Here is a 24,766-nt window from a genome sequence, read left to right as displayed (position 1 = left end):
CCATCCTCGCACCGCGGTGGTTCAGACCGCCCTGTCCTCCATGCCCCACGGCGAGCCGTAACCGGTCGGCGCGGGCGCGGCGAGCAGGTCGAGGAACGGCTTCGCGTCGAACGCCTCGGGGCCGAGCACGCCGGTACCGGTCCACACCCCCGTGGCGAGCAGCTCGAGCGCGATGACCGGGTTGATGGCGGTCTGCCAGACGACCGCCTGCGAACCGTACTCGCGCATCGTCTCCTCGTTGTCGGCCACGTGGTACAGGTACGTCGAGCGCGGGCGGCCGTCGACGCCGGTTCCCGTGACCCACACGCCGGCACAGGTCTTGCCGCTCATCTTGTCGCCGATGGTCGCCGGGTCGGGAAGGCACGCGGCGACCACGTCGCGCGGCGAAACCTCCACGCCCTTGACGTTGACCTTCGCGGTGCTGTCCAGGCCGAGCTTGTGGAGGGTCTTCAGCACGCCGATGAACTCGTCGCCCAGGCCGTACTTGAAGGTGACGCGCTTCGCCTTCGTCCAGCGCGGCATCAGCAGCACCTCCTCGTGCTCGACGTTGACGCATTCCACCGGACCGATCCCGCCCGGAAAGTCGAACACCTCGGGCTCGCTGAACGGCTCCGTCGTGTACCAGCCGCGGTCCTTCTCGTAGATGACCGGCGGATTGAGGCACTCCTCGATCGTCGTCCAGATCGAGAACGACGGTGCGAAGTCGTAGCCGGCCACCACGAGGTTCGCTCCGTCGCGCACGCCGAGCTCGTCGATCTCGCTGAACAGATGGTCTTCGGCATAGCGGGCGAAGACGTCCGACAGCCCCGGCTCGACCCCGATGCCGACGAGGGCGAGCCGACCGGCATCCTTCCACTGGCCGTCCTTGGCGAACTGCTCGTCGCCGAGCTTGACGCCCGGCAGTGCGTGCGGCTGCTCGGGATGCGGCGTCGACAGGCTCATCGCCATGTCGAGGTAGGTGGCGCCGGCGGCGAGTGCGCCGTCGAAGATCGGCATGACGAAGCGCGGGTCGACGGCGTTGAGCACGTGGGTGATGCCGTGCGCCTCGATGAGCCCCGCCACCGCATCGGCACGCGAAGCGTCGACCTGGGCCGCCTCGACGCGCGGGTCGGCGACCTCGTCGACGAGCGCCTGCGGGCGCGCCGGGTCGTAGTCGGCGACGACGAGCTTCTCGAAGAAGTCGCGGCGGACGGCGATGCGGACGGCGGCCGAGCCGACGCCTCCGGCGCCGACGATGAGGATACGCATGAGATTCCTTGTCGTTGAGAGGAAGGGGATGCCGACAGGCGCGGTCGTCAGATGCCGCCGTCGATGGAGCGGATGATGTCGCCGGGCTCCTCGGGAACGAGCACCGGGGTCTCGCGGTTCAGAGAGCGCCCCTGGAAGAACGGCTTCGAGCGCGGGAAGAGGTACCAGACGAACATCAGCACGACGCCGACGAGCAGCGCTCCGATGCCCACGACGAAGGTGCCGCCGATGCCGAGCAGCACCGTGTTGCCGTAGTTCACGTCGAACATGTCGATGGCGGACTGCACGAAGGCGAAGGTCAGCATGAGGGCGCCCAGCAGCGGGAAGATGCCCTTGACCCACAGCTCACGCGCGGAGTTGCGAAGGTCGCGGCGGAAGTACCAGACGCAGGCGTAGCCGGTGATGGCGTAGTAGAACGCGATCGCGAGGCCGAGCGAGGAGATCGAGTCCTGCAGGATGTTGTCGCTGATCAGCGTCATGCCGAGGTAGTAGCAGATGGCCACGGTGCCACCGACGATCGTCGAGAACGACGGCGTCTTGTACACCGGGTGCACGTCCTTGAACCGCGCGGGCAGTGCGCGGTAGACGCCCATCGCGAGCGTGCCGCGCGCGGTGGGCAGGATGGTCGTCTGCGTCGAGGACACGGCCGAGATCAGCACGGCGACCACGAGCAGCCAGCCCCACGGGCCGAGCAGGCCGTCCTTGATCGCGAGGAAGAAGTCGTCGGCGTTGTCGGGGTTGGCCAGACCCGGCCCGTCCTCGCCGAGCCCCGCGTACATCATGGCGGCGATCGTGACCGAAACGTAGGTGAACAGCAGGATGACGGTGGTCAGCAGCGCCGCGCGCCCCGGGATGCGCTTGGGGTCCTTGGTCTCCTCGTTGAGCGCGAGGCACGAGTCCCAGCCCCAGTAGATGAACAGGGCGAGCAGCACGGCCTCGGTGAAACCGTGGTAGTCGGTGAACGCGAACGGATTCAGCCAGTTCCAGTCGAAGGGGGTGGGAGCGGGGGCGTTGCCCGCGAAGAACTCCCAGAGCGCCGCGACGACGAAGATCGCGAGGGCCAGGTACTGCACGCCGAGCAGCACGTTCTGGATGCGCTCGCCGATCTCGACACCGCGCCAGCTCACCCACGTCATCGATGCGATGAACAGCACGGCCACGAGGATGATGCGCCAGTCGTTGTTCTCGAGTTCCATGCCGAACAGCGCCCAGAAGTAGATCGAGCCGATCTGCGCGAGGTTGGCGAGCACGACCATGCCCGCGATCGCGACGCCCCAGCCGCCCATCCAGCCCACCCACGGCCCGAAGGCCTTCGTCCCCCACGTGAAGGTCGTGCCGCAGTCGGGGATCTTGTTGTTCAGCTCGCGATACGCGAACGCCGTGAACAGCATCGGGACGAACGCGATGATGAAGGCGATCGGCGCCTGCGCCCCCACGGCGAGCACGACGAAACCGAGCGTCGCGACCAGGGAGTAGACGGGGGCCGTCGACGCCAGGCCGATGACGGTCGACCCCCACAGCCCCAGGGTGCCGGCGGCGAGGCCCTTGCCGTCGCCGCGTTCCAGATGAATCGGTGTGGTGCTGCCGAAGTCGCTCATCGCTCTTCTCCGCCCTCGCAACGTCATGGGTGCACCGTCGTCCCCAGTGACGCGGTGAGGGAAGACTAGAACGACACGATGCGCACGCGCGCACGACGCGAGGGCGAATCTGTGGCGCCCCCTCCGCCACCGCGTACATCGCCCCGCCCGCCGGCACCCCCGCCCCCGGTCGTTGAGCGAGCGCAGCGAGTCGAAACGCCGACACCCTCAGTCGGCGGCGCCCTCGGCATCCACTAGGGCGGCGGCGGTCTCGAGACTGCGGATCGCTTCGGGAGCCGACGGGCGGACGAGAGCGAACGCCGCGACGACGAGCCCCGTGACGGCGTCGGCGAGGCGCGCACGGCGCGCGGCGGATGCCGCGGGCACCGCGACATCGACGCCGCGGCCGATCGCGGTCCGCAGCTCGGCACGGTAGTCGTCGATCACGTGCGCGACGTCGGAGTCGCGCGCGACGGGCGCTCCGGCGGCGTTGATGAGCAGGCAGCCGTGCGCGGCGGGCATCGAGCCGACACGGGCGAAGGCGTCGGCGAGGCCGCTGAGGTACGCGCGGAGCGCCCCGGCCTCGACGGTCTCCGCCTCGAGCGGGGCGAGTCGCGGACGCACGACCTCGTCGAGGTAGCTCTGCACCGCCGCGTCGAACAGGCCGCGCTTGGAGTCGAATGCGTTGTAGATGCTGGAGCGGTTGAGCCCGGTCGCCGCCTCGAGCCCCGCGATCGAGGCGTCCTCGTAGCCGTGCTCCCAGAAGAACTGCCGGGCGGCGCGCACGACGGCGCGGCGATCGAACTCCCGAGTTCTGGCCATGGCATCCACCTCACTTTCTAAAACGACCGTTTCAGTATATATTGAACCAGTCAGTTCAGAAACAGGAGGATTCCCATGGTCATCGTCGGTCTCGTGCTCGCCTCCGTCGCGGCGCTCATCCACGTCTTCATCTTCTGGCTCGAGTCCATCGCCTGGACCACGCCGCGCGCCCGTGCCACGTTCGGCACCAGCGCCGAAGAAGCTCAGGCCACGCGCGAGATGGCCTTCAACCAGGGCTTCTACAACCTGTTCCTCGCCGTGCTGGTCGCCATCGGCGTCGTCCTCTTCGCCACCGGTGCCACCGCGGCGGGTGCGGCTCTCGTCTTCGCGGGCGCCGGCTCGATGACCGCGGCCTCGCTGGTGCTGCTGGTGTCCAGCCCCGACAAGGCCTCCGCCGCCCTGAAGCAGGGCGTCATCCCCACCCTGGGGGTGGTGGCTCTCGCCATCGGCCTGCTCATCTGACCCACCCCCGTCGCACACCCGACCCCATCCCCATCCGCATCCCACAAGGAGAACGAATGACAGACGCCACCAGCACTCAGATCCAGCTCGCCGCCCGCCCCGTCGGGTGGCCCACGCACGACGACTTCCACGTCGCGACGGTCACCTACGGCGCCCCCCAGGCCGGCGAAGTGCGCGTACGCAACGAGTTCGTCTCCGTCGACCCCTACATGCGCGGTCGCATGAACGACACCCGCAGCTATGTCGCCCCCTACGCGCTCGGCGAGACCATCTCCGGCGGCGCGGTCGGGCGCGTGGTGGCCTCGGCATCCGACGACCTGCCGGTCGGCACGGTCGTGCTGCACCAGCACGGCTGGTCGGACGTCGTCCAGGCCGATGCCGCGACCTTCCGCGCCATCCCGGAGATTCCCGGGGTGCCGCTCTCGCTGAACCTGCACATCCTCGGTATGACCGGGCTCACCGCGTACGTCGGACTCACCGCCATCGCGCACCTCACGCCCGGCGACACCGTCTTCGTCTCCGGCGCGGCCGGCGCCGTCGGCACCGCAGTGGGCCAGATCGCCAAGCGCCTGGGCGCAGGGCGGGTCATCGGCTCGGCCGGAACGCCGGAGAAAGTCGCCCTGCTGACCGAGAAGTACGGCTATGACGCCGCTTTCAACTACAAGTCCGGAGATGTGCGCACACTTCTCGCGGAGGCCGCGCCCGACGGCATCGACGTGTTCTTCGACAACGTCGGCGGCGACCACCTCGAGGCGGCGCTCGACGCCTTCAACGACGGCGGACGAGCAGCTCTGTGTGGCGCCATCACCGGCTACAACAGCACCGAGCGCCGGCCCGGTCCCGACAACATGTCGAACATGATCACGCGCGCCCTCACGATGCGGGGCTTCACGCTCGCCGCGTACCTGCACCTGGCCCCCGAGTTCCAGCAGAAGATGTCGGGCTGGTTCGCTGAGGGCGGCATCGTCTACGACGAGACGATCGTCGACGGCATCGAGAACACCGTCGACGCCTTCCTGTCCATGATGCGCGGCGCCAACACGGGAAAGATGCTCGTGCGCATCTGATCGCCCGCTCACCCGGGCAGACCCGCAGAATCGGGGTCGCGTTGCGTCGCCAGCTGAGGCTGGTTACGACGGAATGCGACCCCGATCCGCGTGTGAGGCCGCAGAGGGGCGGGTCAGCGCAGGGCGAGCAGGCGCGCGGTGTCGCCGAAGACCTCCAGCCCCGCGCACGCGCCGACGCCCTCCAGGAGCACGCGCCCCGCGGCATCCGTGTGCCGGATGATCACGCGGGCATCGAGCGTCTCTTCCACGCGCTGGCGCATCGCGGTGCGCAGCGGCGCGTGCAGCAGGCCCCCGCGCACGCGCTCGGCCTCGAGTTCGAGCCGCCCGTCGGGACCCTCCATGCTCCACCCCACGCGGTCGTCGTCGATGGTGAGGCTGCGCTCCCGGGACCGGTTGTAGGTGGTCCAGCGGTGCAGACGACCGCCGTGGCGAAGTCCCACGATCGAGCCGCGGAACGAGCCCCGCAGCCACGGGATGATGGCGACGGATGCCACGAGTGAAGCGTCCGTCGCACCGCCGCCGACCGGGTCGATGTGGTTCGACGCGAGCCAGACGTACCCCGCGGGAAACGCCTGGCCCCAGTCCTTCTCGATGTAGCCGCGCCCGCCGCCGAACGCGACCTGCTCGCCCTCGACCTGCAGCGTGCCGTTGAGGTCGTGCCCGAACGACACGACGCCGTGGAAGCACTCCATGAACGGCACGAGCCCGTACCAGCCCATGATTCCCGGCTCGCGAAGCGTCACCGGCCACGGCTGGAGGGGTGTGGCGTACGAGATCCGCCCCCGCAGCTGCGGCAGATCGAGGGTCACTCCTTCGGAATCGAAGGTGTTTGCGCCCACGCGCACCTCGAACCGCCGGTCGGATGCCGCGAACTCCTCGAGGTCGAAGCGGTGGTACCACGACCTTCCCGCGACACCGTCGAGCACCTGGACGAAGGCCTCGTCTGCCGGCATGTCGCCGCGGCCATCGCCGCGGAACACCCCCGGGATCACGGCCCACCGGTGCGCGCGGTCGGCGGAGACGAGCTTGACGTACCAGCCCTCGAAGAACGGCCGCCCGGCGCCGCGGCCGTGGAAAGCCTCGGGATGCCGGGCCCCGCGCAGATACGCCATCGGAGTCCGCATGCGGCTCACCCTACGCCGGGCGCACGCCGACGCGGTGGGTCAGCCGACGGCGGTGCCGAAGAGGGTGCCGACGAGGAAGGTGGCACCCAGCGCGAGCGCGCCGCCGATGACCGTCCGCATGATGGCGCGGCCGCGGTTGGCGCCGCCCAGCCAGGCGGCGAGGTAGCCGGTGACGGCGAGGGCGAGCAGCACGGACACGAACGTCCAGACGAGGCGCGCCGGATGCGGCAGGAGGAGGATCGTCGCCATCGGCAGAAGAGCGCCCACGAAGAAGGCGACGGCCGAGGCGAACGCGGCGTGCCACGGACTCACCACGTCGTCCTGGTCGATGTTCAGCTCGGCCGACAGGTGCGCGGCGAGCGCGTCGCGCGCGGTCAGCTCGGTCGCGACGCGCGTGGCCGTCTCCTCACTGAGTCCCTGCTCACGGTAGAGACCGACCAGTTCCACGAACTCGGCCTCCGGATCGTCGGCGAGCTCCCTGCGCTCCTTCTCGATGAGGGCGTGCTCGCTGTCGCGCTGGCTGGAGACCGACACGTACTCCCCCAGCGCCATGGAGATCGCCCCGCCGACGAGGGCGGCCGACCCGGCGAGCAGAACCGGCATGACCTCGGCCGTCGCGCCGGCCACGCCGACGACGACCGCCGCCGTGGAGACGATGCCGTCGTTCGCTCCGAGCACGCCGGCGCGCAGCCAGTTCAGTCGCTGCGCCACGCCGCCGCGGTGCGGCTCATCAGGATGCGAGGATTCCATCTCGGTCATCCCGTCACCGTATGCCGACCGCCGCGGGCGCGCCAGCAAGGCAAGCCCAAGCGAACCCCGCCCCCCGCCCGGTCGTGGAGCCGGCGCAGCGCGTCGAAACCCCGACACGCGGTCACGAACTCCGCAGAAAGCGACGAACTCCGCACCGCTCAGCGGCGATGGATGCGGAGTACGCACGATCCTGCGGAGGTGCGCGGTGCGGCGCGTCAGGCCAGTGCGTGCTCGTGCAGCGCCGACGACAGGCTCGCTCCGTTGACGTCGAGGTAGAGCTGGGCCTCCGTCACGGAGAGGGTGACGGCGTTGCGCCGCTCGACGGCGTCGGCGGCGGCATCCACGAATCCGGCATCGAACGTTCGCAGCACGATGTCGTCGGCGCGGTGGATCTTCTTGCCCGCCCACAGGGGCAGCAGCTTGGCCGGGTCGCGGTGACTGTAGACGACGGTGCGCTCGGCGAGCTTGCTGCCGCGGTGCAATCGGTCGGCGTCGGGAGCCCCGACTTCGATCCATGCCGTGATCGCCCCGGTCACGTCCCGCACCAGCACGGCGGGTTCGTCGGTGGCCGAAACACCCTCGGTGAACGCGATGCCGTCCGCGTACTCGAGGCAGTAGGCGAGCAGGCGCGTCACCATGAACGCGCCCGTCTCGGACGGATGCTGCGCCATCCGCAGCGACAGTTCTTCGTACACGCCGCGGTCGATGTCGGCCACCTGCACGTCGAAGGTGTGCATCACTGCGCCGGTCGCCATGGGTCCAGCCTAGGTGCCCGCCGCGGCGGAGCCCGCCGTTATCCTGGTCGCAGCCGACAGGAGAGAACGCGTATGCCGATCACTGACGCCGCTGCGCGCCGCGAGGCGATCGCCGACTACCGCATCGTCGGCGCACCGGCGGAGCCCAACCTCGAAGGCCTGGCTCGGCTCGCGAGGACGCTGTGCCACGCCGGCGGCGCCGCGGTGAACATCATCGACGACCGCTACCAGTATGCGGTCGCGACCGTCGGGATCGAGCCGGGCACCTGCACGCGCGAGGACTCGATGTGCGCCGTCGTGCTCCCTGACGCCCGGCACGTGTTCGTCACCGACGCGAGCATCGACGAGCGCTTCGCCGAGAACCCCTTTGTGACCGGTGCACGCGGCCGTGTCCGCTTCTACGCCTCCAGCCCGCTCATCACTCCGGCGGGTGTCGCGATCGGAACGCTCTGCGTCTTCGACGACCATGCCGGCACCCTCACCGCGGAGCAGAGCTCCGCCCTGGATCTGCTGGCCGGGCAGGCCGTGGAGGTGCTGGAGCTGCGCCGGCTGACGCACGAGCTGGAGCGCTCCAACGATCAACTCGCGCACTTCGCCGGTCAGATCAGCCACGATCTGCGCAACCCGCTCACGGCTCTCATGGGCCAGATCGATCTCGCCCTGGACGGCGTGGACGACGGCGACGGGTCGCGCACGACCCACGCGCTGCGTCGGGCGGATGCCGCGGCGGCGCGGATGAACGTCATGATCACCGAGCTGCTCGCCTATGCACGGGTGGGCGGCGCCGAGGCCCACCGCGAACGCGTCGCGCTGGGACCGCTCGTGGAGGGCGTGATCGCCGACCTCGAACGAGCCGTCGCCGCGTTCGATGCCCGCATCACCGTGCGCATCGATCCCGACGACGCCATCGTCTGCGACCCGGCGCTGATCGCGGTGCTGCTGCAGAACCTCCTCGCCAACGCCCTCAAGTTCGCGGCAGCCGCCGGTGTCGCGCCCGTCGTCGAGCTGGACGCGCAGCACGGGCCGACGGGGTGGGCGATCACCGTCGACGACAACGGTCCGGGTGTGGCGGCGCCGCTGCGCGACCGCGTGTTCGACATCATGGAGCGCGGCGATGCGGCAGACGTGCCCGGACTCGGGCTGGGCCTTGCCACCTCCCGGCGCATCGTGCAGGCCCACGGCGGGCGCATCGGCATCGAGGACGCGGCGCTCGGGGGCGCGCGCCTGCGGGTGAGCCTCCCCTCGGACTGACCACCTCCGGACCGTCCGGACCGTCCGGGCGGCCCCGGGGGCGCAGGCATGCGGCAGAGTGGAGCGCGTACGTCGTCGTACGACCGACCGGAAGGAACCCCATGCAGCAGCGCACGATCGGACCGTTCACCGTCTCCGCGATCGGGCTGGGCGCCATGCCGGTCTCGATGAACAACGACAACGAGCTGCCCGATCGCGCCGATGCGATCGGGACGGTGCACGCCGCGCTGGATGCCGGGGTCACCTTCATCGACACCGCCGACATCTACGCGCCCTCGTGGGATCAGATGGGTCACAACGAGCGCATCGTGCGCGACGCGCTCGCCTCGTGGGACGGCGACACGAGCGGCATCCTGGTCGGAACGAAGGGCGGCATCACGCGCACCGCCGAGAAGGACTTCGGCCGTGACGGATCACTCGGCTACCTGCGCTCGGCGGTGCAGCGCTCGATGGAGAACCTCGGTGTCGAGGTCATCGACTTCTACCAGTACCACCGCCCCGACCGGTGGATGGTGTACGGCGAGATCATGCAGAACCTGAAGACCTTGCAGGACGAAGGTCTCGTGCGGGCACTGGGCATCTCCAACGCGAGCGTCGAAGAGATCGCGATCGCCGAGCAGGTGCTCGGCGCGGGCAACCTCGTGAGTGTGCAGAACCAGTTCTCGCCGCGGTATCCGGGCAGCTTCGGCGAGCTGCGGTACTGCGACGCGCACGGCATCGCCTTCCTTCCGTGGAGCCCGCTCGGCGGCACCGGCGGGGCAGGACGCACGGTGGGCGAACGCTTCGGCGTCTTCCGCGAGATCGGCGAGGCCCACTCCGTGAGCGCGCAGCAGGTCGTGCTCGCGTGGGAGCTCTCCCTGAGCCCGCGCGTCGTGCCGATTCCGGGGGCGCGACGCGCGGCATCCATCACCGACTCCGCGCGCGCCGCCGATCTCGTGCTCGACGCGGACGAGCTGGCGCGCTGCTCCGCCGCGGTCGGCCTCGAGCTCTGACGCCGCGTCTCGACTCGCTGCGCTCGCTCAACGACCGGGAGCCGCCGTCCCCAGCCGATCGTTGAGCGGGCGGCACAGTCGTGAGTCGAAACGCCCCCGACCATCGGCTGATTTTTCACGACACGCGTGCGCACGTGCCACGCGAGCGGAACACGCCGTCTCCATGATTGCGGGATGACGGACAACGAGGCGCTCTCGCGCATGGATCCCGAGGACGCCCGCGAGAACGCGCGCGAGCTGACGGGAGATCGCACCGAGGCCGCGCAGGACTTCTCCAGCGAGGACGCCGGGTACCACAAGACGCTGCGCCCACGACAGATTCAGATGATCGCCATCGGCGGCGCGATCGGAACGGGTCTGTTCATGGGCGCCGGCGGCCGCCTCGCCTCCAGCGGCCCCTCGCTGATCCTCGTCTACGCCGTGTGCGGCTTCTTCGCCTTCCTCATCCTGCGCGCGCTCGGCGAGCTCGTGCTGCACCGCCCCTCGTCCGGCTCCTTCGTCTCGTACGCCCGCGAGTTCTACGGCGAGAAGCTCGCGTACGGCGCCGGATGGATGTACTTCCTCAACTGGGCCATGACCTCCATCGTGGACGTCACCGCGACGGCCCTGTACGTGAAGTTCTGGGCGCAGTACTGGCAGCCGTTGCAGCAGGTGCCGCAGTGGACGATCGCCTTGATCGCCCTGGTGGTCGTGCTCTCACTCAACCTCGTGAGCGTCAAGCTGTTCGGCGAGATGGAGTTCTGGTTCGCGCTCATCAAGGTCGCCGCGCTCGTCATCTTCTTGATCGTCGGGACCTGCTTCCTGATCTTCAACGGCGCGACCGATGTCGGCGCCACGGGCTTCAGCGTCATCGCCGAGAACGGCGGCCTCTTCCCCATGGGCTTCGTCGCGCCGCTCCTCGCGATCTCCGGCGTCGTGTTCGCCTACGCCGCGATCGAGCTCGTCGGCACCGCCGCCGGTGAGACCGCCCACCCGGAGAAGGTCATGCCGAAGGCGATCAACACGGTCGTCTTCCGTATCGCGATCTTCTACGTCGGGTCGATCCTGTTGCTGTCTCTCCTGCTGCCGTTCAGCACCTACGAGGCCGGACAGTCGCCGTTCGTGACGTTCTTCTCGCACATCGGCTCCCCCGAGACCGGTGCGATCGCGGGTTCGGTGATGAACTTCGTCGTCCTCACCGCCGCGCTGTCGAGCCTGAACGCGGGCCTGTACTCCACCGGCCGCATCCTGCGCTCGATGTCGGTGAACGGCTCGGCCCCCGCGTTCACTGCCAAGATGAGCAGGAACGGGGTGCCCTACGGCGGCATCCTGCTGACGGCCGTCATCACCCTCGCAGGCGTCGGCATCAACGCACTGTGGCCCTCGCAGGCGTTCGAGATCGTGCTCGAGGTATCAGCGCTCGGCATCATCGGCGGCTGGGCGACCATCATCCTCTGCCAGCTCAAGCTCGTGAAGTGGGCCAAAGAGGGCAGGCTCCAGCGTCCGTCCTTCCGCCTGTTCGGGGCGCCGTTCACGTCATATCTCACGCTCGCGTTCCTCGTCTTCGTGCTCGTCACGATGGGCTTCTCCGAGACCGGCAGGTGGGTGCTGGCGTCGCTCATCGTGCTGATCCCGGCGCTCATCGTCGGCTGGTTCGGAGCCCGCGGCAAGATCCAGGCCGCCGTTGCGGCACGGGAGGGCTACACGGGCACCTACCCGGTGATCGCCGAGCGCCAGGCGACAGAGGCGGCCAAGCGGCGCCGTTGATCGAGTTGTCGTTACTGATCAGCGATCCAGATGCGAGAGGTGCTCGAGGAGCGACATCGGCGCGGCCGAACGTGGGCCGAAGAACTCCTCGTCGGCCGCCTCGACCGCGGCGTTAGCTGTGCGTGCTTTGTCGGCCCCTGCAGCGGTGGCCAGCACGCGCCGCGCCCTGGCGTCAGCGGGGTCGACGCGCCGTTCGACGAGCCCCTTTGCTTCCAGCGCGCGGAGCACCTGCGAGACCATCATCGGGTCGGTGCGCACGGTCTGGGCGAGGTCGACCTGGGTCATCCCCTCGGGGTCGGCTCGCCAAGTGAGGGCGGCGAGCAGCACGAATTGCACGTGCGTCAGGTCGAAGGGTGCGAGCGTCCGGCGCATCACCGCCTGCCAACGATTGGTCACGCGCCAGAGCATGAAGCCCGGGCTGGCATCGTCGGACTCGAATCGCGTGTTCAACCCCGCTGTCATGCGTCGTTCTTCGTCTCCTCGATCGGCACCGAGAATCACTCTGTCACGGGGTCTCGACGAGTGCGATGAGACGATCGAGATCCTCCGGGACCGAGACCGAGAACCCCTTGAAGGCCGTCCGCGCCCACACCCGCGCGAGGGGACCGGTCATCCACACGCGGACGGTGAGCGTGGACCCATTGGGCGCGGACTCGACCGTGTGTCGGAACGTGAGGCGTGCCCCCGGCACGCTGCTGACGTCGGTGTACACGCGGTCCTGCTCGCACTCGGAGATCGTGAACCGGGTCTTCGGGCCGCCCACCGGCTTCAATACGCCCCGTGTGCCGGCGCGCACGGGGCCCTCCACACGCACCCACTCGGTGTCGGGCGACCACTCCGGCCATGACGCGTGGTCGATCCATCGCGCGAAGTAGTCTGCGGGCGCGGCGGAGGAGGTGCGGACGGCGGCAGCGAGTTCGATCATGAATTTAATATGCGCGCTTACTATGCAGATGTCAAGTGCCGTGACATTCGGGCCTGCCCGGTGCTCGTGATCAACGAGCACCGGCGCCGATATGGTCACCTCATGTCGATCCCCGCTGACAGACCCCTCGCCACGACCGCAACGGACTCGCGCTCGCGGGCGTCGTCATCGCAGGCGTCGGCGTCGCCGTGACGCTGGTGATCGTGTTCATGCTCGGCGCCACCCTGGTGGATGCCGGGCAGACCTGCGCTCGCCTCGGAGAAGGCGTGCACACCGTGGGGCCCGCGACCTATACCTGCGGCCCCGGCTCCTTCTACGTCCGCTATGGCGGCTGACCGGCAGCGAAAGCACCGACGACGAAGGCCCCGACATCCGCGCGATTTCGCGGGAGTCGGGGCCTTCGTGATGGCGGTGACGGTGGGATTTGAACCCACGGTAGGGGGTTACCCTACACAACTTTTCGAGAGTTGCACCTTCGGCCGCTCGGACACGTCACCGCCGACTAGCTTACGACACTCCGCGGGATGCCGCGAACCGGCTGCAGCGAGGGCGGCCCTGCCCACCCCCTTCACGATGTCGCCGGGGCCGCCTAGCGTGAGGGGCATGGGAAAGCACGGGTGATGGCGCCGAAGATGACGCCGAAGCAGCGTCTCGTCCTCGTGATCGCCATCCTGGGATCCTTCGTCGCTTTTCTCGACGGCACGATCGTCAACGTCGCGCTGCCGGCCATCGCCCGCGACCTGGGCGGCGGCCTGTCCACGCAGCAGTGGACGGTCGACGCGTATCTGGTCACCCTCGGCGCGCTCATCCTCGTCGCGGGCGCCGTGAGCGATGCTTTCGGCCGCATCCTCGTGCTGCGCATCGGCCTCATCGGCTTCGGCATCGCCTCGGTCGCCGTCGCCCTGTCCCCCTCCCCCGAGCTGCTCCTCGCGGCGCGCGCGGTGCAGGGCGCGGCGGGGGCATTCCTCGTCCCGAGCTCGCTCGCCCTCATCACCGCCACGATGCACGAACCGCTGCGCTCCCGCGCGATCGGCATCTGGACGGCATCCACCACCGCGGCCATGATCGTGGGCCCCCTGGTGGGCGGACTGATCGTCGACAACTCCTCGTGGCGATGGGCGTTCGGGATCAACCTCCTTCCCATCGTCGTCGCCCTGTGGCTGCTCACCCGACTCAACCACCGCGACGAGCGCCGCGCCGGCGCCCACGTCGATGTGCTCGGGGCGATCATGTGCACCCTCGGCCTCGGCGCGGCCGTCTTCGCCCTCATCGAGCAGCCGAACCTCGGCTGGGGGTCCCCGGCGATCTGGATGCCGGGGCTCGCCGGCCTCGTGCTGCTCGCCGGATTCGTCTGGCGACAACGCCAGGTCGCCGACCCGATCCTGCCGCTCGATCTCTTCCGCAGCCGCAACTTCTCCGCCGGCAACCTCTCGACTCTCTTCATCTATGCCGCCCTGTCGCTCAACGGCTTCGTGCTCGCGATCTATCTGCAACAGGGCGCGGGCCTCAGCGCCACCCTCGCCGGACTCGCGAGCCTGCCGACGACACTGCTCATGATCGCCCTGAGCGCACGCATCGGCGCTCTGGTCGGACGGTGGGGACCCCGGCTGTTCATGACCGCAGGCCCGCTGATCATGGCCGGCGGCGCCCTGCTCCTGCTTCTCGTCGCCGATGACTTCGACTACTGGTGGCAGGTGCTGCCGGGGATGATCGTGTTCGGTCTGGGACTCGCGCTCACGGTGTCGCCGCTGACGTCCACGATCCTCGGCGCGACCGACCCGCACCGCTCCGGCATCGCCTCGGCCGTCAACAACGCCGTCGCCCGCGTCGCGGGGCTCCTCCCGATCGCCGCGCTGGCGGTCATCACGGGCGGAACCTTCGATCTCGCCGGCTTCCACCGCGCGGCGATCACGACGGCCGCGCTCCTCGTCGTCGGCGGCCTCGTCGCGCTCGGCGGCATCCGCAACCCGACCTCCGCCGGGCGGACTCAGCCGGCCGCGGATCCTCCCGGCCCGTAGAGCGCTGCAATGCCGGGCGACCCGATGCCGCCCTCGTACGTCGGATGCTGCGGCCACCCTGGCGGCGAATCCTCCCACGCCTCCTGGCGCCCGTAAGGCAGCACATCGACGAGGCCGTGGAGGTGTCCGAGTTGCTCGGTGCCGCGCCCGTCGGTGTGCCACGTGCGGTACACCTTCTCGCCGTCGCGCAGGAACACGTTGACCGCGAACCCCGCGTCCGGCGGCGCCCCCATGTCGGCCCCGAACGGACTGTGCGCCGTCGAATACCAGTCCATGCGATTGCCGACCCGCTCCTTGTAGGCGAGCGCCTCACCGATGGGTCCCTGCGTCACGATGACGAACCGCGCGTCGTAGTCGTCGAGGAACTCCAGCCGCGTGAACTGGGCCGTCCAACTCGTACAGCCCGGACACTGCCACCGCTTCCCGTCCGTCCACATGTGGCTGTAGACGATCAACTGCCGCCTGTCGCCGAAGAGGTCGACGAGCCGCACGGGACCGTCGGGACCCTCGAGAACGTAGGCGGGCAGCTCGACCATCGGCAGGCGCCGCCGCTGGGCCGCGATCGCGTCGAGCTCGCGCGTGGCCGCCTTCTCGCGCACGCGCAGAGCGGCCAACTCGCGCCGCCAGGTGTCGAGGTCGACCACCGGAGGCAGGGCAGGGGCATCGTCCGTCATGCCGGCATCTTTCGCCCCTCGGACGCCGTCCGCAAGACCCCCCTGCACGCCGCCGTTTCGCACGGCTGCGGCCGGCGGTGGCCGCGGCATCCCCCGGCCTGTCAGACTGGGGCCATGAGCGTGATCGAGAACTCGAAACTGACCGTCGTCGGCGCGGGAGCGGTCGGATCCTCCGTGGCCTACGCGGCCCTCATCCGCGGCTCGGCCCGCCACGTCGCCCTTTACGACATCGCCGCGGAGAAGACCGAGGCCGAGGTTCTCGATCTGGCACACGGCGCCCAGTTCACCGGGTCGAGCGACATCATCGGCGGTGCCGACATCTCGGTCGCGAAGGGCTCGCACGTCGTGGTGATCACGGCGGGCGCCAAGCAGCGACCGGGGCAGACCCGTATCGAGCTGGCCGGCGTCAACGCCAACATCCTGAAGTCGATGATGCCGCAGCTGCTCGACGTCGCCCCCGATGCTACGTTCGTCATCGTCACGAACCCGTGCGATGTGCTGACGGTGCTCGCGCAGGAGACCACCGGTCTGCCCTACGAGCGCATCTTCGCGTCGGGCACCGTGCTCGACACCTCGCGACTGCGCTGGAAGATCGCGCAGCGTGCGGGCGTCTCCATCTCCAGCGTGCACGCCTACATCGTGGGCGAGCACGGCGACACCGAGTTCCCGCTGTGGTCGCACGCGACCATCGGCACCGTCCCGATCCTGGAGTGGCAGCCCCTCGACGGTCAGCCGCCGTTCACGGTCGAGGAGCTCGACCAGATCGCCGTCGACGTGCGCGACGCCGCCTACAAGGTCATCCAGGGCAAGGGTGCGACCAACTACGCGATCGGCCTGTCCAGCGCCCGCATCGTCGAGGCGATCCTCGACGATGAACACGCCGTCATGCCGGTCTCGGCCGTGCTCGACGACTTCCACGGCGTGAGCGGTGTCGCCCTGTCCGTCCCGGCGGTCGTCTCGGCGGCCGGCGCAGTGCCGATCCGCGAGACGTCGTTCTCCGACCACGAGCTCGGTCTGTTCCGTCGCTCGGCCGACGCCCTCCGCGAGGTCGCCGACTCGCTGCGCTGATCTCTCGCCGTCCACGCGGTGGCCGGCGCTACTGTCGGATGCCGCGACTAGCCTGAACGCATGGCATCAAAGCGCACCGCGACCACGAGCGCGTACCGCTGCACCGAGTGCGGCTGGACGAGCGCGAAGTGGGTCGGGCGATGCGGGGAGTGCCAGCAGTGGGGAACGGTGGTCGAGGCCGTGTCGTCGACACCGGTGCATGCGGTGACGCCGCTCGCACCGACGGGTGCGGCGCGCCCCATCACCTCGATCGACACGCGTGAGACGCCGCGGCGGACCACCGGCGTCGGCGAGTTCGACCGCGTGCTGGGCGGGGGCCTCGTGCCCGGTGCGGCCATCCTGCTGTCCGGCGAGCCCGGCGTCGGGAAGTCGACATTGCTGCTCGAGGTCGCCGCACAGACCGCCCGCGCCGGTCGGCGCGTGCTGTACGTGAGCGCCGAGGAGTCGCTCGGACAGGTGCGCCTGCGCGCCGAGCGCACCAGCGCCCTCCACGACGAGCTCTACCTCGCGAGCGAAACCGACCTCGCCACGATCCTGGGCCATGTCGACGACACACGTCCCGAGCTGTTGATCGTCGACTCGGTGCAGACGGTCGCCTCCAGCCTCGTCGACGGAGCCCCGGGGCATCCCAGCCAGGTGCGCGAGGTGGCGTCGACGCTCATCCGCGTGGCGAAGGAACGCGATCTTCCGGTCATCATCGTCGGCCACGTCACGAAAGACGGGCAGGTCGCGGGGCCGCGCGTGTTGGAGCACCTGGTCGATGTCGTGTGCCACTTCGAGGGCGATCGGCAGACCGCGCTGCGTTTCGTCCGCGCCCTGAAGAACCGGTTCGGTGCGACCGACGAGGTCGGCTGCTTCGAGCAGACCAGTAGCGGCATCGCCGAGGTGCCCGACCCGAGCGCCCTGTTCCTGGGCCACGGGTCACGCGAACCCGGCACCTGTGTGACGATCGCCATGGAGGGGCGCCGCGCCCTGCCGGTCGAAGTGCAGGCGCTCACGCTGCCCGGCTCGGGACCGAACCCACGACGCATCGTCAGCGGCGTCGACGGCGCACGCGTGGCGATGGTGCTCGCGGTGCTGGAGAAGCGCGCCGGCATCCGGGTGTCCGACCAGGACGTCTACGTCTCCACCGTCGGCGGCGTGCGCCTGATCGAGCCGGCCGCCGACCTCGCCATCGCCCTCGCCGTCGCGAGCGCGATCACGGGGCGCGCCACCCCGAAGGGTCTGGTCGCCATCGGCGAGCTGAGCCTCGCCGGCGAAGTGCGAGCGGTCACCTCCCATGAGCAGCGCCGCAACGAGGCGAACCGGGTCGGCTACCGATCCGTCATCGACACGGCATCCCGCGACCTGCGCGGCGCCCTGCGCGACCTCGCACGACACCATCCGAACGAGCCGAGCGACCGCCCCGACTTCTGAGCACGCCGCCCGTCAGGCCTCGAGAGCGAGGGCGGCCAGCAGATCCGCCGGCGAGGCCTGCATCGCGTGCGGTCCGGCGATGTCGAAGAAGACGGTGGTGATCTCGGGTTCGTGAGCGGTGAGGAAGCTGCGTAGCCACGCAGGCGAGTGCAGCGCCACCGCGGGGGGAAGAGCTGCGGGCTTGTTCGCCGCATCGCTGAACAGCAGCAGCGCGACATCGCCGGTGTTCGGGTCGCGGTACGTCCAGACCTCGCCGGTGTCACGAGGGTCGTCGCGCTGACCGGGGCGCATGAGCGGTACCACCGTCGGGCCGTGACGCAGGGCGAAGGCCAGGGCTGCCATGTCCTGTGTCTGCAGGGCGTCGGCAAGCTGCGTGTTGCGGAACTCGAGCGGGGGCTTCGCGCGCTTCTTTCCGGCCATCCCTCCAGCATACGAGGCGCCTCCCGCACCGCGTCGACGCGCTGACCGCACCCGGCGTGACGGACCCGCGCAGAAAAGGGGGGCCCTCTCGATCCCCACATTGGGGGCTGGGAGAATCGAGAGGGCCTGGGCTCATCGGGCGATCTGCCGAATGCCGGTCTTGGGGGTGACACGACGACCGCCGTTGGGGGCGACGGTGGCTCGCCACGAGAGCTACGAACAAGGCTAACCGCGCCCGTGAGGCGGCGGCTGGTTCTCAGGTGAGAAATCTCTCAGAGTTAGAGATATATCACTGCCTAGATATCCCGAATGGCGAACCCTCGCATGTTGCAGCGAATGCAACTGTTGACACTTGCAAACGAGGACTATTGGTCTCGGTCGGGCTGGTCCGCTCTGACCCTAACAGCGAGATCACGCGCCTCCCAAGATCCGACTTGACTCGGTGATGCACTATCCCATACTTTGTTGCATCTAATGCAAGATTTTGGGAGCTCTCCAGCCGCACTTCGACTGCTCACCTCGGCGTCGAACGTCGCTTTGGCGAACCCGGAGCAGCAGGTCTTCGACGCGATGATGGACGGCTGGCGGAATCAGCAGCTGTCGCGAGGGCTCCGTGAGCAGACCATCCAGAACCGCGTGGCGACGGTGGCCCGCTTCCGGGAGTTCGCGGACAAGCCGCCGTGGAAGTGGACGGTCGCTGACGTTGACGAGTTCACAAGGGAAGCCACCGATCGCAGGCTGGCGCTGTCCACTCTGCGTCACCACCATGGCGCAATCCGCGGGTTCTGCGACTACCTGACGAATCCGTTGTACGACTGGATGGAGATCTGCGAACGGGAGTTCGGCGAGATCCCGTCGCAGGTGTGCTTGCCATGGAACACGGTCGCGCATCGGTTTGAGTTCGAGGGCGACGGAAAGCGCCGGCCGTTCACCTACGACGAGGTGGAGCGCCTGTTCGACACCGCTGACGCCCGGGTTGAGTTGCTCGTGAGCTCGGGACGAAAAGGCGCGCTCGGGGCGCTGCGGGACGCGCAGCTGCTGAAGACGGTCTACGCGTTCGGGCTGCGCCGCACCGAGGTGGTGATGCTCGACACCGTCGACCTGCACCACAACGCCAAGATGCGCCAATGGGGACGCTACGGTGCGATCCACGTGCGGTGGGCGAAGGCGGCTGGCGGCGGCGCTCCTCGTCGTCGCACAGTGCTGCTGGTGCCGGAGTTCGACTGGTGGGTGCCGGGCATGCAGCAGTGGCTCGAACAGGCCCGGGAACGGTTTGCGCCCGGTGACGACCTCGACGCGCTCTGGGTGACCGAGCGACGCACCCGCCTGTCCGCCGGCTATCTCGACCGGAGGTTCGCGGAACTGCGGGACGAGGCCGGCCTGTCGAAGGATCTGACGCTGCACAGCCTCCGGCATTCCTACGTCACGCACCTGCTCGAGTTCGGCTACGCCGAGCGATTCGTGCAGGAGCAGGTCGGGCACATGCACGCGTCGACGACGTCGATCTACGCCTCCGTCAGTTCGGACTACAAGAACCGGGTGCTTGCAGAGGCATTGAAGGCCCTCATCGAAGGAGAAGCGGAATGACCGTTGAACTTGAGACCGGATGGAACCTGCGCAGCGTGATGGCGTCACGCGGCATCTTCCAGACCTCCAAGCTGAGACCTCTGCTTGAGGAGCGCGGCATCGGCCTCTCCCGAGAGCAGGTCTATCGGCTGGTGACGCAACCGCCGCAACGGGTGCGTCTCGACGTCCTCGCCGCACTCTGCGACGCGCTGGAGTGCTCCCTCGACGATCTTGTGACGATCACCCGCCGCGAGGCCGCGACCCCGATCGCCGTGGGCGAAGAAGCGACTCGCGGGTCGATCGGCGATCTCAGGCCCGTTCGCGCCACCATCCGCCGTCCACGCACCAAGTAGACCGTCGTGGCCAAGCCGCCGCAGGAGCCGCGTGTCGCAGAGGTCGTGATGCTCATCCAGTGGGTCGCGATCGAGATCCCGACGGAACGTCTCGTTGAGATCGTGAGCACGGTCGCTCCGGTGCCGCTCACGCAACGCCTGCTCGAGCTCGCTCTCCTCAAGCAACCCGGAGTTCTCGAAGGACGTCACGCGAATGTGCCTGTGACGGTTCAGGACCTTGCGCACGCGCTCGTCGCCGAGGGCGCGAGTCGGGTTGTCCTGCCGACGTGCGAGTCGTGCGGCCGTGCTGTCCGCATGCCGCACAAGACGCCGAGCGGCGGACGTCGCTGCTCCCGCTGCGAACGGAACGCCAGATCCGTCGCATGCGCGACCTGCGGCCAGGTGAGGCCGGTGCAGCGCACCATCGACGGGAAGCGGTACTGCCGTGAATGCTGGCGTGCTGATCCCCGTTCCTTCGACCATTGCTCCCGGTGCGGTCAGCACGCGACCATCGTCGTCCGTCGCCCCGAGCTCGTCTGCCTGGCCTGTTACACCGCGCCAGTCAAGACCTGCGGGCTCTGCGGAGAGCCCGGCCGGGTCGCATCCCATCTCGACGGGCGACGCGTCTGCGCCCGCTGCTACTACGCGATGCGCACGCCGCAACCCTGCCCTGAATGCGGGCGCAAGGTGTTCCTCACCGGGTTCATGAACGACCAGAAGGTCTGCGCGGATTGCGCCGGCACGCCGATCACGATGGCGTGTCCCGGCTGCGGTTCAATCGAAGAAGTGCGCAAGCATCGCCTCTGCGCCGAGTGCCGCCGCCCGATCACCATCCAGCGACTCCTCTGCGATGAGGCCGGTGATATCCGCCCGGAGCTTCAGCCTCTTGCTGACTACCTGCTCACGCACCATGGCAAGGCGAATTCTCTGGAGCGGTGGCAGCACAAGAGCAAATGTGCCGCCGTGCTCCGCGAACTCGCCGAGGGAACCCTGCCTCTCGCCGCCGACGCGATCATGACCAGAGCCCAGTCGGGGCAGTCCGTGGCATTCCTCCTTTCGCTGCTGGTTCGCTCCGGCGTACTGCCGGAGCTTGACGTCGAGGCCGCGCGCTTCGACCACTGGCTCGAGAACTGGCTATCGGAGGTTGGGCACGCCGAAGACCGGCTTGTCCTGCGCCGGTACTGCACCTGGGAGTTGCTCCGTTCGACGCGCGCATTCCGGGCGGTGTCTCGCGGCCCGTCGAGCCCTGCGGCTGGCTTCCAACGGCAACGCGCAGCGCTCAAGTACTGTGCCGCGCTCCTGCACGAAATCCGATCGCAGCGCGAGACGCTCGCCACCTTCCCCCAACGCCGCCTCGACGCGTTCCTCACGGACTCCCCGAGTCAGCGGGACGCGTTGGCACCATTCACCCGCTGGTTGCGACGCCACCAGTTGAGCACCCTACGCGTCGAGTTCCGGCCGAGTCGCCTCGAGGGCCGGCACTACGAGTCCGACCATCGATGGCAGATGGCCCGTCGATTCCTCACCGATTCGGACATGGACTCGAAGACCCGTGCTGCGGGCCTGCTCGTTCTCCTCTACGGCATTCAGCTCACCCGCATCATCACCCTCACCCGCGATCAGGTCGACGCGACCTCCCAGCCCGTGAAGCTCACTATCGGGGCGGAACCTATCGAGCTCCCCAAGATTCTCGGAGACGCGATCATCGACCTGGTCGACGCGTCGATGCGCCATCCCGAAGGATGGCTATTCCCCGGCAGAAACCCGGGGCTCCATCTCACCCCGGGGCCGATCAGTCGCCGCCTCCGCGCCGAAGGGCTCCGCTCCGGAAGCGCCCGGACGACCGCCCTCATCGAACTCACCCGGCAGATGCACCCGCGGATCGTGTCCGACTTGCTCGGCATAACGCCGGCGTCGGCCGCCGCGTGGTCGCGCCTCGCCAGTGGGGACTGGTCCGACTACCCAAAGATCCGCTCGGTGTCCGACTGACAACGAAGCTCAGCCCAGCAGCGCCTTCGCCGCGTCGGCGAGCGTGCCGGTGGTCGGCTGGTAGTACGCCCATTTCCCGCGCTGCTCGCGCGTGACGAGGCCGGCCTCGACGAGCAGCTTCATGTGGTGGGAGATCGTCGGCTGCGACAGGCCCACGGGGTCGGTGAGGTCGCAGACGCACATCTCGCCGGCGCTGCTCCCGACGATCATCGAGAGCAGCTTCACCCGCGTCGGGTCGCCGAGGGCCTTGAAGACCTTCGCGAGGTCGTGGGCGGTGCCGTCGTCCATCGCCTGGCCGGGGGTGCAGCAGGAGTCGGCGCTGGTGTCGATGGTGACGGGCAGTGCGTTCATGGCTCTATTCTGCCCGACGTATTGACATCTGTCGATATGAGCGTCAGGATCGTCTTGTCTCACATCGAAGAACGTCAATGCATGGAGGTCGCAGTGAACCCTGTCGTCGTCATCGGTGCTGGTCCGCAGGGACTGGCCGCCGCAGCCCATCTGATCGAGCGGGGACTCGGACCGCTCGTCCTGGAGTCCGGCGACGCCGCCGCTTCGGCTGTGGCCGAATGGGGCCACGTGCGCTTGTTCTCGCCGTGGACGGAGCTCACCGACCCCGCGTCGCGACGTCTGCTGGAGCCGACTGGATGGTCGGCCCCGACGCAGGGCTACCCGACCGGCGCGCAGTGGATCGAGCGGTACCTCGCGCCCCTCAGCAATGTGCTCGGCGACCGCGTGCGCTACGGGACGCGGGTCGTCGGCGTCGGCCGGGAGGGCCGCGACCTCTCCGTCGACGCCGGCCGCGCCGAGCAGCCCTTCGTCGTCCACGTCGAGCGCGCGGACGGCACCGAGGAGCGGATCGAAGCGCGTGCGGTGATCGACGCTTCGGGCACCTGGCGCACTCCGAGCCCTGCCGGAGCTGACGGGCTGCCCGCGCTCGGGGAACGCGCTGCAGTCGATGCGGAGCTCCTGGAGCATCGCATGCCCGCGATCGAGGACGCGACCGCGCTGGCTGGCCAGCACATCGTGGTGGTCGGCAACGGCCACTCCGCCGCGACGACGATCGGTACGCTCTCTCGCGTGGCCAAGCGCGAGCCGGGGACGCGGATCACCTGGGTGCTCCGGCGCGGCGCGGTCGGCAACACCTTCGGCGGCGGCAGCGCCGACGAGCTGCCCGAGCGCGGCGCGCTGGGACAGCGGGCGAAGAAGGCCGTCGAGGACGGGCTCGTCGATCTCGTCACTGGATTCCGCACGGAGCAGGTCGTCATCGATGGCGGTCAGGCGGTGCTCATCGCGGAGGACGGCCGCCGGCTCGACCCTGCCGCTCGGGTGTTCGTCGCGACCGGCTTCCGCCCAGACTTGTCCTTCCTCTCGGAGATCCGTCTCGACCTCGACATGCGCCTGCAGGCCCCGTCGAAGATCGCTGCGGAGGTTGATCCGAACGTGCACTCGTGCGGCTCCGTGCGGGCCACGGGCGCTGCTGATCTCGCCCAGCCCGAGTCGGGCTTCTACATCGTCGGTGCGAAGTCCTACGGGCGTGCGCCGACGTTCCTCGCTCTGACCGGGTTCGAGCAGGTGCGCAGCGTCGTCGCCGCGATCGCCGGGGACCACGAGGCCGCCGAGCGCGTGGAGCTCGCTCTGCCGGACACCGGCGTGTGCGGAGGCTCCGGCCTCTTCGACGCGCCGGACGAGTCTGCCAGCACGGGATCGTGTTGCGCGCCGGCCCCGCAGCTCATCCAGCTCGGCGTGGGTTCGGCCTCGTAGGTTCACTACCCATTCGGTTCATGTCAGTGCTGGCTGTATAGTCAGTGTGTGCTGACTATTGCTTCGCGTCTTGACGTCATGAACCGGCTCGGCCGGGCGATGGCGGACCCGACGCGTTCCCGGATCCTGATGACCCTGCTCGCCGGCCCGAGCTATCCCGCCGTGCTCTCGCGCGAGCTGAAACTGACCCGCTCGAACGTCTCGAACCACCTGACCTGCTTGCGCGACTGCGGGATCGTGGTCGCTGAGCCCGAGGGGAGGCAGACGCGCTACGAGATCGCGGACCCGCACCTGGCGGCGGCGCTGACCGCGTTGGTGGACGTGACTCTCGCGGTAGACGAGCACGCGCCCTGCATGGACGCGGCGTGCACGGTGCCGGGCTGCTGCGGGATGGGAGCGAGCGAGTGAGCGCGGCGTGCGGCTGCGAGCACGACGAGCTCGAGACCACCATCAGCGAAGAGGCTGAGGAGGCGGAACACCCCTGGTGGCGGGACCGCGGGATCATGGTCCCGGTCTTCTCCGGCATCGCCTTCCTCACTGGCCTGGTCCTGGAGTGGTCTGGGATGGAGACCCCGGCCTTGGTGTTGTTCTGGATCGGCCTGCTGCTGGGTGCATCGACGTTCACCCCGGGCGCGATTCGGAAGCTGTTCAAGGGTAAGCTCGGCATCGGGCTGCTGATGACGATCAGCGCGGTCGGTGCGGTGATCCTCGGCTATGTCGAGGAGGCCGCAGCGCTGGCGTTCCTGTACTCGATCGCCGAGGCACTGGAAGACAAAGCCATGGACCGCGCCCGCGGCGGA

General features: G+C 69.0%; 25 protein-coding genes, 1 tRNA gene and 1 pseudogene. 15 read left to right on the top strand and 12 right to left on the bottom strand.

Annotation, left to right across the window (positions count from 1 at the left end):
- Nucleotides 1–21: 21 nt before the first annotated feature.
- From BGN98_RS13520 to BGN98_RS13510, 3 genes are all read right to left on the bottom strand, one after another.
- A complete protein-coding gene (locus BGN98_RS13520; RefSeq protein ID WP_036287025.1) occupies nucleotides 22–1,248 on the bottom strand; it encodes a saccharopine dehydrogenase family protein in 1,227 nt (408 codons plus the stop codon).
- A 47-nt stretch (nucleotides 1,249–1,295) separates the two neighbouring features.
- Nucleotides 1,296–2,846 (bottom strand): APC family permease, encoded by a 1,551-nt coding sequence (locus BGN98_RS13515; RefSeq protein WP_036287027.1) that lies wholly within the window; start codon nucleotides 2,844–2,846, stop codon nucleotides 1,296–1,298.
- A 207-nt stretch (nucleotides 2,847–3,053) separates the two neighbouring features.
- A complete protein-coding gene (locus BGN98_RS13510) occupies nucleotides 3,054–3,647 on the bottom strand; it encodes a TetR/AcrR family transcriptional regulator (protein WP_036287068.1) in 594 nt (197 codons plus the stop codon).
- A 75-nt stretch (nucleotides 3,648–3,722) separates the two neighbouring features.
- On the opposite strand from BGN98_RS13510, the gene BGN98_RS13505 reads away from it, so the two are divergent.
- Both BGN98_RS13505 and BGN98_RS13500 read left to right on the top strand, forming a co-directional pair.
- Nucleotides 3,723–4,109 (top strand): DUF1304 domain-containing protein, encoded by a 387-nt coding sequence (locus BGN98_RS13505; protein WP_036287030.1) that lies wholly within the window; start codon nucleotides 3,723–3,725, stop codon nucleotides 4,107–4,109.
- Between the two features lie 56 nt (nucleotides 4,110–4,165).
- Nucleotides 4,166–5,176 carry an NADP-dependent oxidoreductase gene (locus BGN98_RS13500; RefSeq protein ID WP_036287033.1) on the top strand — a complete coding sequence of 337 codons (1,011 nt, stop codon included), beginning with the start codon at nucleotides 4,166–4,168 and terminating at the stop codon, nucleotides 5,174–5,176.
- A 113-nt stretch (nucleotides 5,177–5,289) separates the two neighbouring features.
- Here BGN98_RS13500 and BGN98_RS13495 read toward each other — a convergent pair whose 3' ends face one another.
- From BGN98_RS13495 to BGN98_RS13485, 3 genes are all read right to left on the bottom strand, one after another.
- The gene (locus tag BGN98_RS13495) at nucleotides 5,290–6,300 is read right to left on the bottom strand and encodes a tocopherol cyclase family protein (RefSeq protein ID WP_288121673.1); all 1,011 of its coding nucleotides are present in this window, start codon (nucleotides 6,298–6,300) and stop codon (nucleotides 5,290–5,292) included.
- Nucleotides 6,301–6,339: 39 nt separating this feature from the next.
- Nucleotides 6,340–7,059 (bottom strand): VIT1/CCC1 transporter family protein, encoded by a 720-nt coding sequence (locus tag BGN98_RS13490; RefSeq protein ID WP_036287036.1) that lies wholly within the window; start codon nucleotides 7,057–7,059, stop codon nucleotides 6,340–6,342.
- A gap of 206 nt (nucleotides 7,060–7,265) precedes the next feature.
- Nucleotides 7,266–7,805 (bottom strand): YaeQ family protein, encoded by a 540-nt coding sequence (locus tag BGN98_RS13485; protein WP_036287038.1) that lies wholly within the window; start codon nucleotides 7,803–7,805, stop codon nucleotides 7,266–7,268.
- 72 nt (nucleotides 7,806–7,877) lie between these two features.
- On the opposite strand from BGN98_RS13485, the gene BGN98_RS13480 reads away from it, so the two are divergent.
- The 3 genes from BGN98_RS13480 to BGN98_RS13470 all read left to right on the top strand — a co-directional run bounded on the left by BGN98_RS13480 (nucleotide 7,878) and on the right by BGN98_RS13470 (nucleotide 11,794).
- Entirely contained in the window at nucleotides 7,878–9,056 is a 1,179-nt protein-coding gene (locus tag BGN98_RS13480) for a sensor histidine kinase (RefSeq protein WP_036287040.1), read from the top strand.
- A gap of 101 nt (nucleotides 9,057–9,157) precedes the next feature.
- A complete protein-coding gene (locus BGN98_RS13475) occupies nucleotides 9,158–10,048 on the top strand; it encodes an aldo/keto reductase (RefSeq protein WP_036287055.1) in 891 nt (296 codons plus the stop codon).
- Nucleotides 10,049–10,222: 174 nt separating this feature from the next.
- Nucleotides 10,223–11,794, top strand: a complete 1,572-nt coding sequence (locus BGN98_RS13470; RefSeq protein ID WP_036287059.1) for an amino acid permease — start codon at nucleotides 10,223–10,225, stop codon at nucleotides 11,792–11,794.
- An 18-nt stretch (nucleotides 11,795–11,812) separates the two neighbouring features.
- On the opposite strand, the gene BGN98_RS13465 is transcribed toward BGN98_RS13470, so the two are convergent.
- Nucleotides 11,813–12,256, bottom strand: a complete 444-nt coding sequence (locus tag BGN98_RS13465) for a MarR family winged helix-turn-helix transcriptional regulator (protein WP_036287062.1) — start codon at nucleotides 12,254–12,256, stop codon at nucleotides 11,813–11,815.
- A 43-nt stretch (nucleotides 12,257–12,299) separates the two neighbouring features.
- Nucleotides 12,300–12,719 carry an SRPBCC family protein gene (locus tag BGN98_RS13460; RefSeq protein WP_036287065.1) on the bottom strand — a complete coding sequence of 140 codons (420 nt, stop codon included), beginning with the start codon at nucleotides 12,717–12,719 and terminating at the stop codon, nucleotides 12,300–12,302.
- A 188-nt stretch (nucleotides 12,720–12,907) separates the two neighbouring features.
- Here BGN98_RS13460 and BGN98_RS13455 point away from each other — a divergent pair, with 188 nt between their 5' ends.
- The gene (locus tag BGN98_RS13455; RefSeq protein WP_155947531.1) at nucleotides 12,908–13,054 is read left to right on the top strand and encodes a hypothetical protein; all 147 of its coding nucleotides are present in this window, start codon (nucleotides 12,908–12,910) and stop codon (nucleotides 13,052–13,054) included.
- Between the two features lie 71 nt (nucleotides 13,055–13,125).
- Here BGN98_RS13455 and BGN98_RS13450 read toward each other — a convergent pair.
- Nucleotides 13,126–13,216 (bottom strand) — tRNA-Ser (locus tag BGN98_RS13450).
- Nucleotides 13,217–13,339: 123 nt separating this feature from the next.
- Between BGN98_RS13450 and BGN98_RS13445 the strand changes: the two genes are divergently transcribed.
- On the top strand, nucleotides 13,340–14,737 hold the full coding sequence (locus BGN98_RS13445) for an MFS transporter (protein WP_288121672.1): 1,398 nt from the start codon (nucleotides 13,340–13,342) through the stop codon (nucleotides 14,735–14,737).
- Here BGN98_RS13445 and BGN98_RS13440 read toward each other — a convergent pair.
- Entirely contained in the window at nucleotides 14,707–15,411 is a 705-nt protein-coding gene (locus BGN98_RS13440) for a DUF899 domain-containing protein (RefSeq protein WP_036286031.1), read from the bottom strand. The genes BGN98_RS13445 and BGN98_RS13440 overlap by 31 nt on opposite strands.
- Nucleotides 15,412–15,525: 114 nt before the next feature.
- On the opposite strand from BGN98_RS13440, the gene BGN98_RS13435 reads away from it, so the two are divergent.
- Nucleotides 15,526–16,479 (top strand): L-lactate dehydrogenase, encoded by a 954-nt coding sequence (locus BGN98_RS13435; RefSeq protein WP_016463670.1) that lies wholly within the window; start codon nucleotides 15,526–15,528, stop codon nucleotides 16,477–16,479.
- A 60-nt stretch (nucleotides 16,480–16,539) separates the two neighbouring features.
- Entirely contained in the window at nucleotides 16,540–17,895 is a 1,356-nt protein-coding gene (gene radA / locus BGN98_RS13430; protein WP_288121671.1) for a DNA repair protein RadA, read from the top strand.
- Between the two features lie 12 nt (nucleotides 17,896–17,907).
- On the opposite strand, the gene BGN98_RS13425 is transcribed toward radA, so the two are convergent.
- Complete coding sequence (locus BGN98_RS13425; RefSeq protein ID WP_288121670.1) at nucleotides 17,908–18,315, bottom strand: dehydrogenase; 408 nt, start codon at nucleotides 18,313–18,315, stop codon at nucleotides 17,908–17,910.
- A 537-nt stretch (nucleotides 18,316–18,852) separates the two neighbouring features.
- Here BGN98_RS13425 and BGN98_RS13420 point away from each other — a divergent pair.
- Genes BGN98_RS13420 through BGN98_RS13410 form a run of 3 tightly spaced genes read left to right on the top strand, consistent with a single transcriptional unit; the run spans nucleotide 18,853 to nucleotide 22,202 of the window.
- Nucleotides 18,853–19,902, top strand: coding sequence for a tyrosine-type recombinase/integrase (locus BGN98_RS13420; RefSeq protein ID WP_098409375.1), 1,050 nt, complete (start codon nucleotides 18,853–18,855; stop codon nucleotides 19,900–19,902).
- Nucleotides 19,899–20,234, top strand: a complete 336-nt coding sequence (locus BGN98_RS13415; RefSeq protein WP_288121669.1) for a helix-turn-helix domain-containing protein — start codon at nucleotides 19,899–19,901, stop codon at nucleotides 20,232–20,234. Before BGN98_RS13420 ends, BGN98_RS13415 begins: the two co-directional genes overlap by 4 nt.
- A 6-nt stretch (nucleotides 20,235–20,240) precedes the next feature.
- Nucleotides 20,241–22,202: a hypothetical protein gene (locus tag BGN98_RS13410; RefSeq protein ID WP_288121668.1), complete on the top strand. Its 1,962-nt coding sequence runs from the start codon at nucleotides 20,241–20,243 to the stop codon at nucleotides 22,200–22,202.
- A gap of 9 nt (nucleotides 22,203–22,211) precedes the next feature.
- On the opposite strand, the gene BGN98_RS13405 is transcribed toward BGN98_RS13410, so the two are convergent.
- Nucleotides 22,212–22,553, bottom strand: a complete 342-nt coding sequence (locus BGN98_RS13405; protein WP_098408594.1) for an ArsR/SmtB family transcription factor — start codon at nucleotides 22,551–22,553, stop codon at nucleotides 22,212–22,214.
- Between the two features lie 81 nt (nucleotides 22,554–22,634).
- On the opposite strand from BGN98_RS13405, the gene BGN98_RS13400 reads away from it, so the two are divergent.
- From BGN98_RS13400 to BGN98_RS13390, 3 genes and pseudogenes are all read left to right on the top strand, one after another.
- The gene (locus BGN98_RS13400; RefSeq protein ID WP_288121667.1) at nucleotides 22,635–23,966 is read left to right on the top strand and encodes an NAD(P)-binding domain-containing protein; all 1,332 of its coding nucleotides are present in this window, start codon (nucleotides 22,635–22,637) and stop codon (nucleotides 23,964–23,966) included.
- A gap of 48 nt (nucleotides 23,967–24,014) precedes the next feature.
- Nucleotides 24,015–24,374, top strand: coding sequence for a Cd(II)/Pb(II)-sensing metalloregulatory transcriptional regulator CmtR (gene cmtR / locus BGN98_RS13395; RefSeq protein ID WP_144882518.1), 360 nt, complete (start codon nucleotides 24,015–24,017; stop codon nucleotides 24,372–24,374).
- A pseudogene (locus BGN98_RS13390) lies at nucleotides 24,371–24,766 on the top strand (heavy metal translocating P-type ATPase); the annotation flags it as partial. The gene cmtR and the pseudogene BGN98_RS13390, both read left to right, overlap by 4 nt.

Source organism: Microbacterium sp. 69-7, from assembly GCF_001897985.1.
GTDB lineage: Bacteria > Actinomycetota > Actinomycetes > Actinomycetales > Microbacteriaceae > Microbacterium > Microbacterium laevaniformans.
The sequence above is the reverse complement of the archived record's forward strand: the minus strand, read 5'-3'. Positions and strand labels throughout refer to the sequence as shown.

What these genes read in the sequence shown, in the direction of transcription:
- BGN98_RS13520 (WP_036287025.1), bottom strand. Translation starts at nt 1,248, where the DNA reads ATGCGTATCCTCATCGTCGGCGCCGGAGGCGTCGGCTCGGCCGCCGTC.
- BGN98_RS13515 (WP_036287027.1), bottom strand. Translation starts at nt 2,846, where the DNA reads ATGAGCGACTTCGGCAGCACCACACCGATTCATCTGGAACGCGGCGAC.
- BGN98_RS13510 (WP_036287068.1), bottom strand. Translation starts at nt 3,647, where the DNA reads ATGGCCAGAACTCGGGAGTTCGATCGCCGCGCCGTCGTGCGCGCCGCC.
- BGN98_RS13505 (WP_036287030.1), top strand. Translation starts at nt 3,723, where the DNA reads ATGGTCATCGTCGGTCTCGTGCTCGCCTCCGTCGCGGCGCTCATCCAC.
- BGN98_RS13500 (WP_036287033.1), top strand. Translation starts at nt 4,166, where the DNA reads ATGACAGACGCCACCAGCACTCAGATCCAGCTCGCCGCCCGCCCCGTC.
- BGN98_RS13495 (WP_288121673.1), bottom strand. Translation starts at nt 6,300, where the DNA reads ATGCGGACTCCGATGGCGTATCTGCGCGGGGCCCGGCATCCCGAGGCT.
- BGN98_RS13490 (WP_036287036.1), bottom strand. Translation starts at nt 7,059, where the DNA reads ATGACCGAGATGGAATCCTCGCATCCTGATGAGCCGCACCGCGGCGGC.
- BGN98_RS13485 (WP_036287038.1), bottom strand. Translation starts at nt 7,805, where the DNA reads ATGGCGACCGGCGCAGTGATGCACACCTTCGACGTGCAGGTGGCCGAC.
- BGN98_RS13480 (WP_036287040.1), top strand. Translation starts at nt 7,878, where the DNA reads ATGCCGATCACTGACGCCGCTGCGCGCCGCGAGGCGATCGCCGACTAC.
- BGN98_RS13475 (WP_036287055.1), top strand. Translation starts at nt 9,158, where the DNA reads ATGCAGCAGCGCACGATCGGACCGTTCACCGTCTCCGCGATCGGGCTG.
- BGN98_RS13470 (WP_036287059.1), top strand. Translation starts at nt 10,223, where the DNA reads ATGACGGACAACGAGGCGCTCTCGCGCATGGATCCCGAGGACGCCCGC.
- BGN98_RS13465 (WP_036287062.1), bottom strand. Translation starts at nt 12,256, where the DNA reads ATGACAGCGGGGTTGAACACGCGATTCGAGTCCGACGATGCCAGCCCG.
- BGN98_RS13460 (WP_036287065.1), bottom strand. Translation starts at nt 12,719, where the DNA reads ATGATCGAACTCGCTGCCGCCGTCCGCACCTCCTCCGCCGCGCCCGCA.
- BGN98_RS13445 (WP_288121672.1), top strand. Translation starts at nt 13,340, where the DNA reads ATGGCGCCGAAGATGACGCCGAAGCAGCGTCTCGTCCTCGTGATCGCC.
- BGN98_RS13440 (WP_036286031.1), bottom strand. Translation starts at nt 15,411, where the DNA reads ATGACGGACGATGCCCCTGCCCTGCCTCCGGTGGTCGACCTCGACACC.
- BGN98_RS13435 (WP_016463670.1), top strand. Translation starts at nt 15,526, where the DNA reads ATGAGCGTGATCGAGAACTCGAAACTGACCGTCGTCGGCGCGGGAGCG.
- radA (WP_288121671.1), top strand. Translation starts at nt 16,540, where the DNA reads ATGGCATCAAAGCGCACCGCGACCACGAGCGCGTACCGCTGCACCGAG.
- BGN98_RS13425 (WP_288121670.1), bottom strand. Translation starts at nt 18,315, where the DNA reads ATGGCCGGAAAGAAGCGCGCGAAGCCCCCGCTCGAGTTCCGCAACACG.
- BGN98_RS13415 (WP_288121669.1), top strand. Translation starts at nt 19,899, where the DNA reads ATGACCGTTGAACTTGAGACCGGATGGAACCTGCGCAGCGTGATGGCG.
- BGN98_RS13405 (WP_098408594.1), bottom strand. Translation starts at nt 22,553, where the DNA reads ATGAACGCACTGCCCGTCACCATCGACACCAGCGCCGACTCCTGCTGC.
- BGN98_RS13400 (WP_288121667.1), top strand. Translation starts at nt 22,635, where the DNA reads ATGGAGGTCGCAGTGAACCCTGTCGTCGTCATCGGTGCTGGTCCGCAG.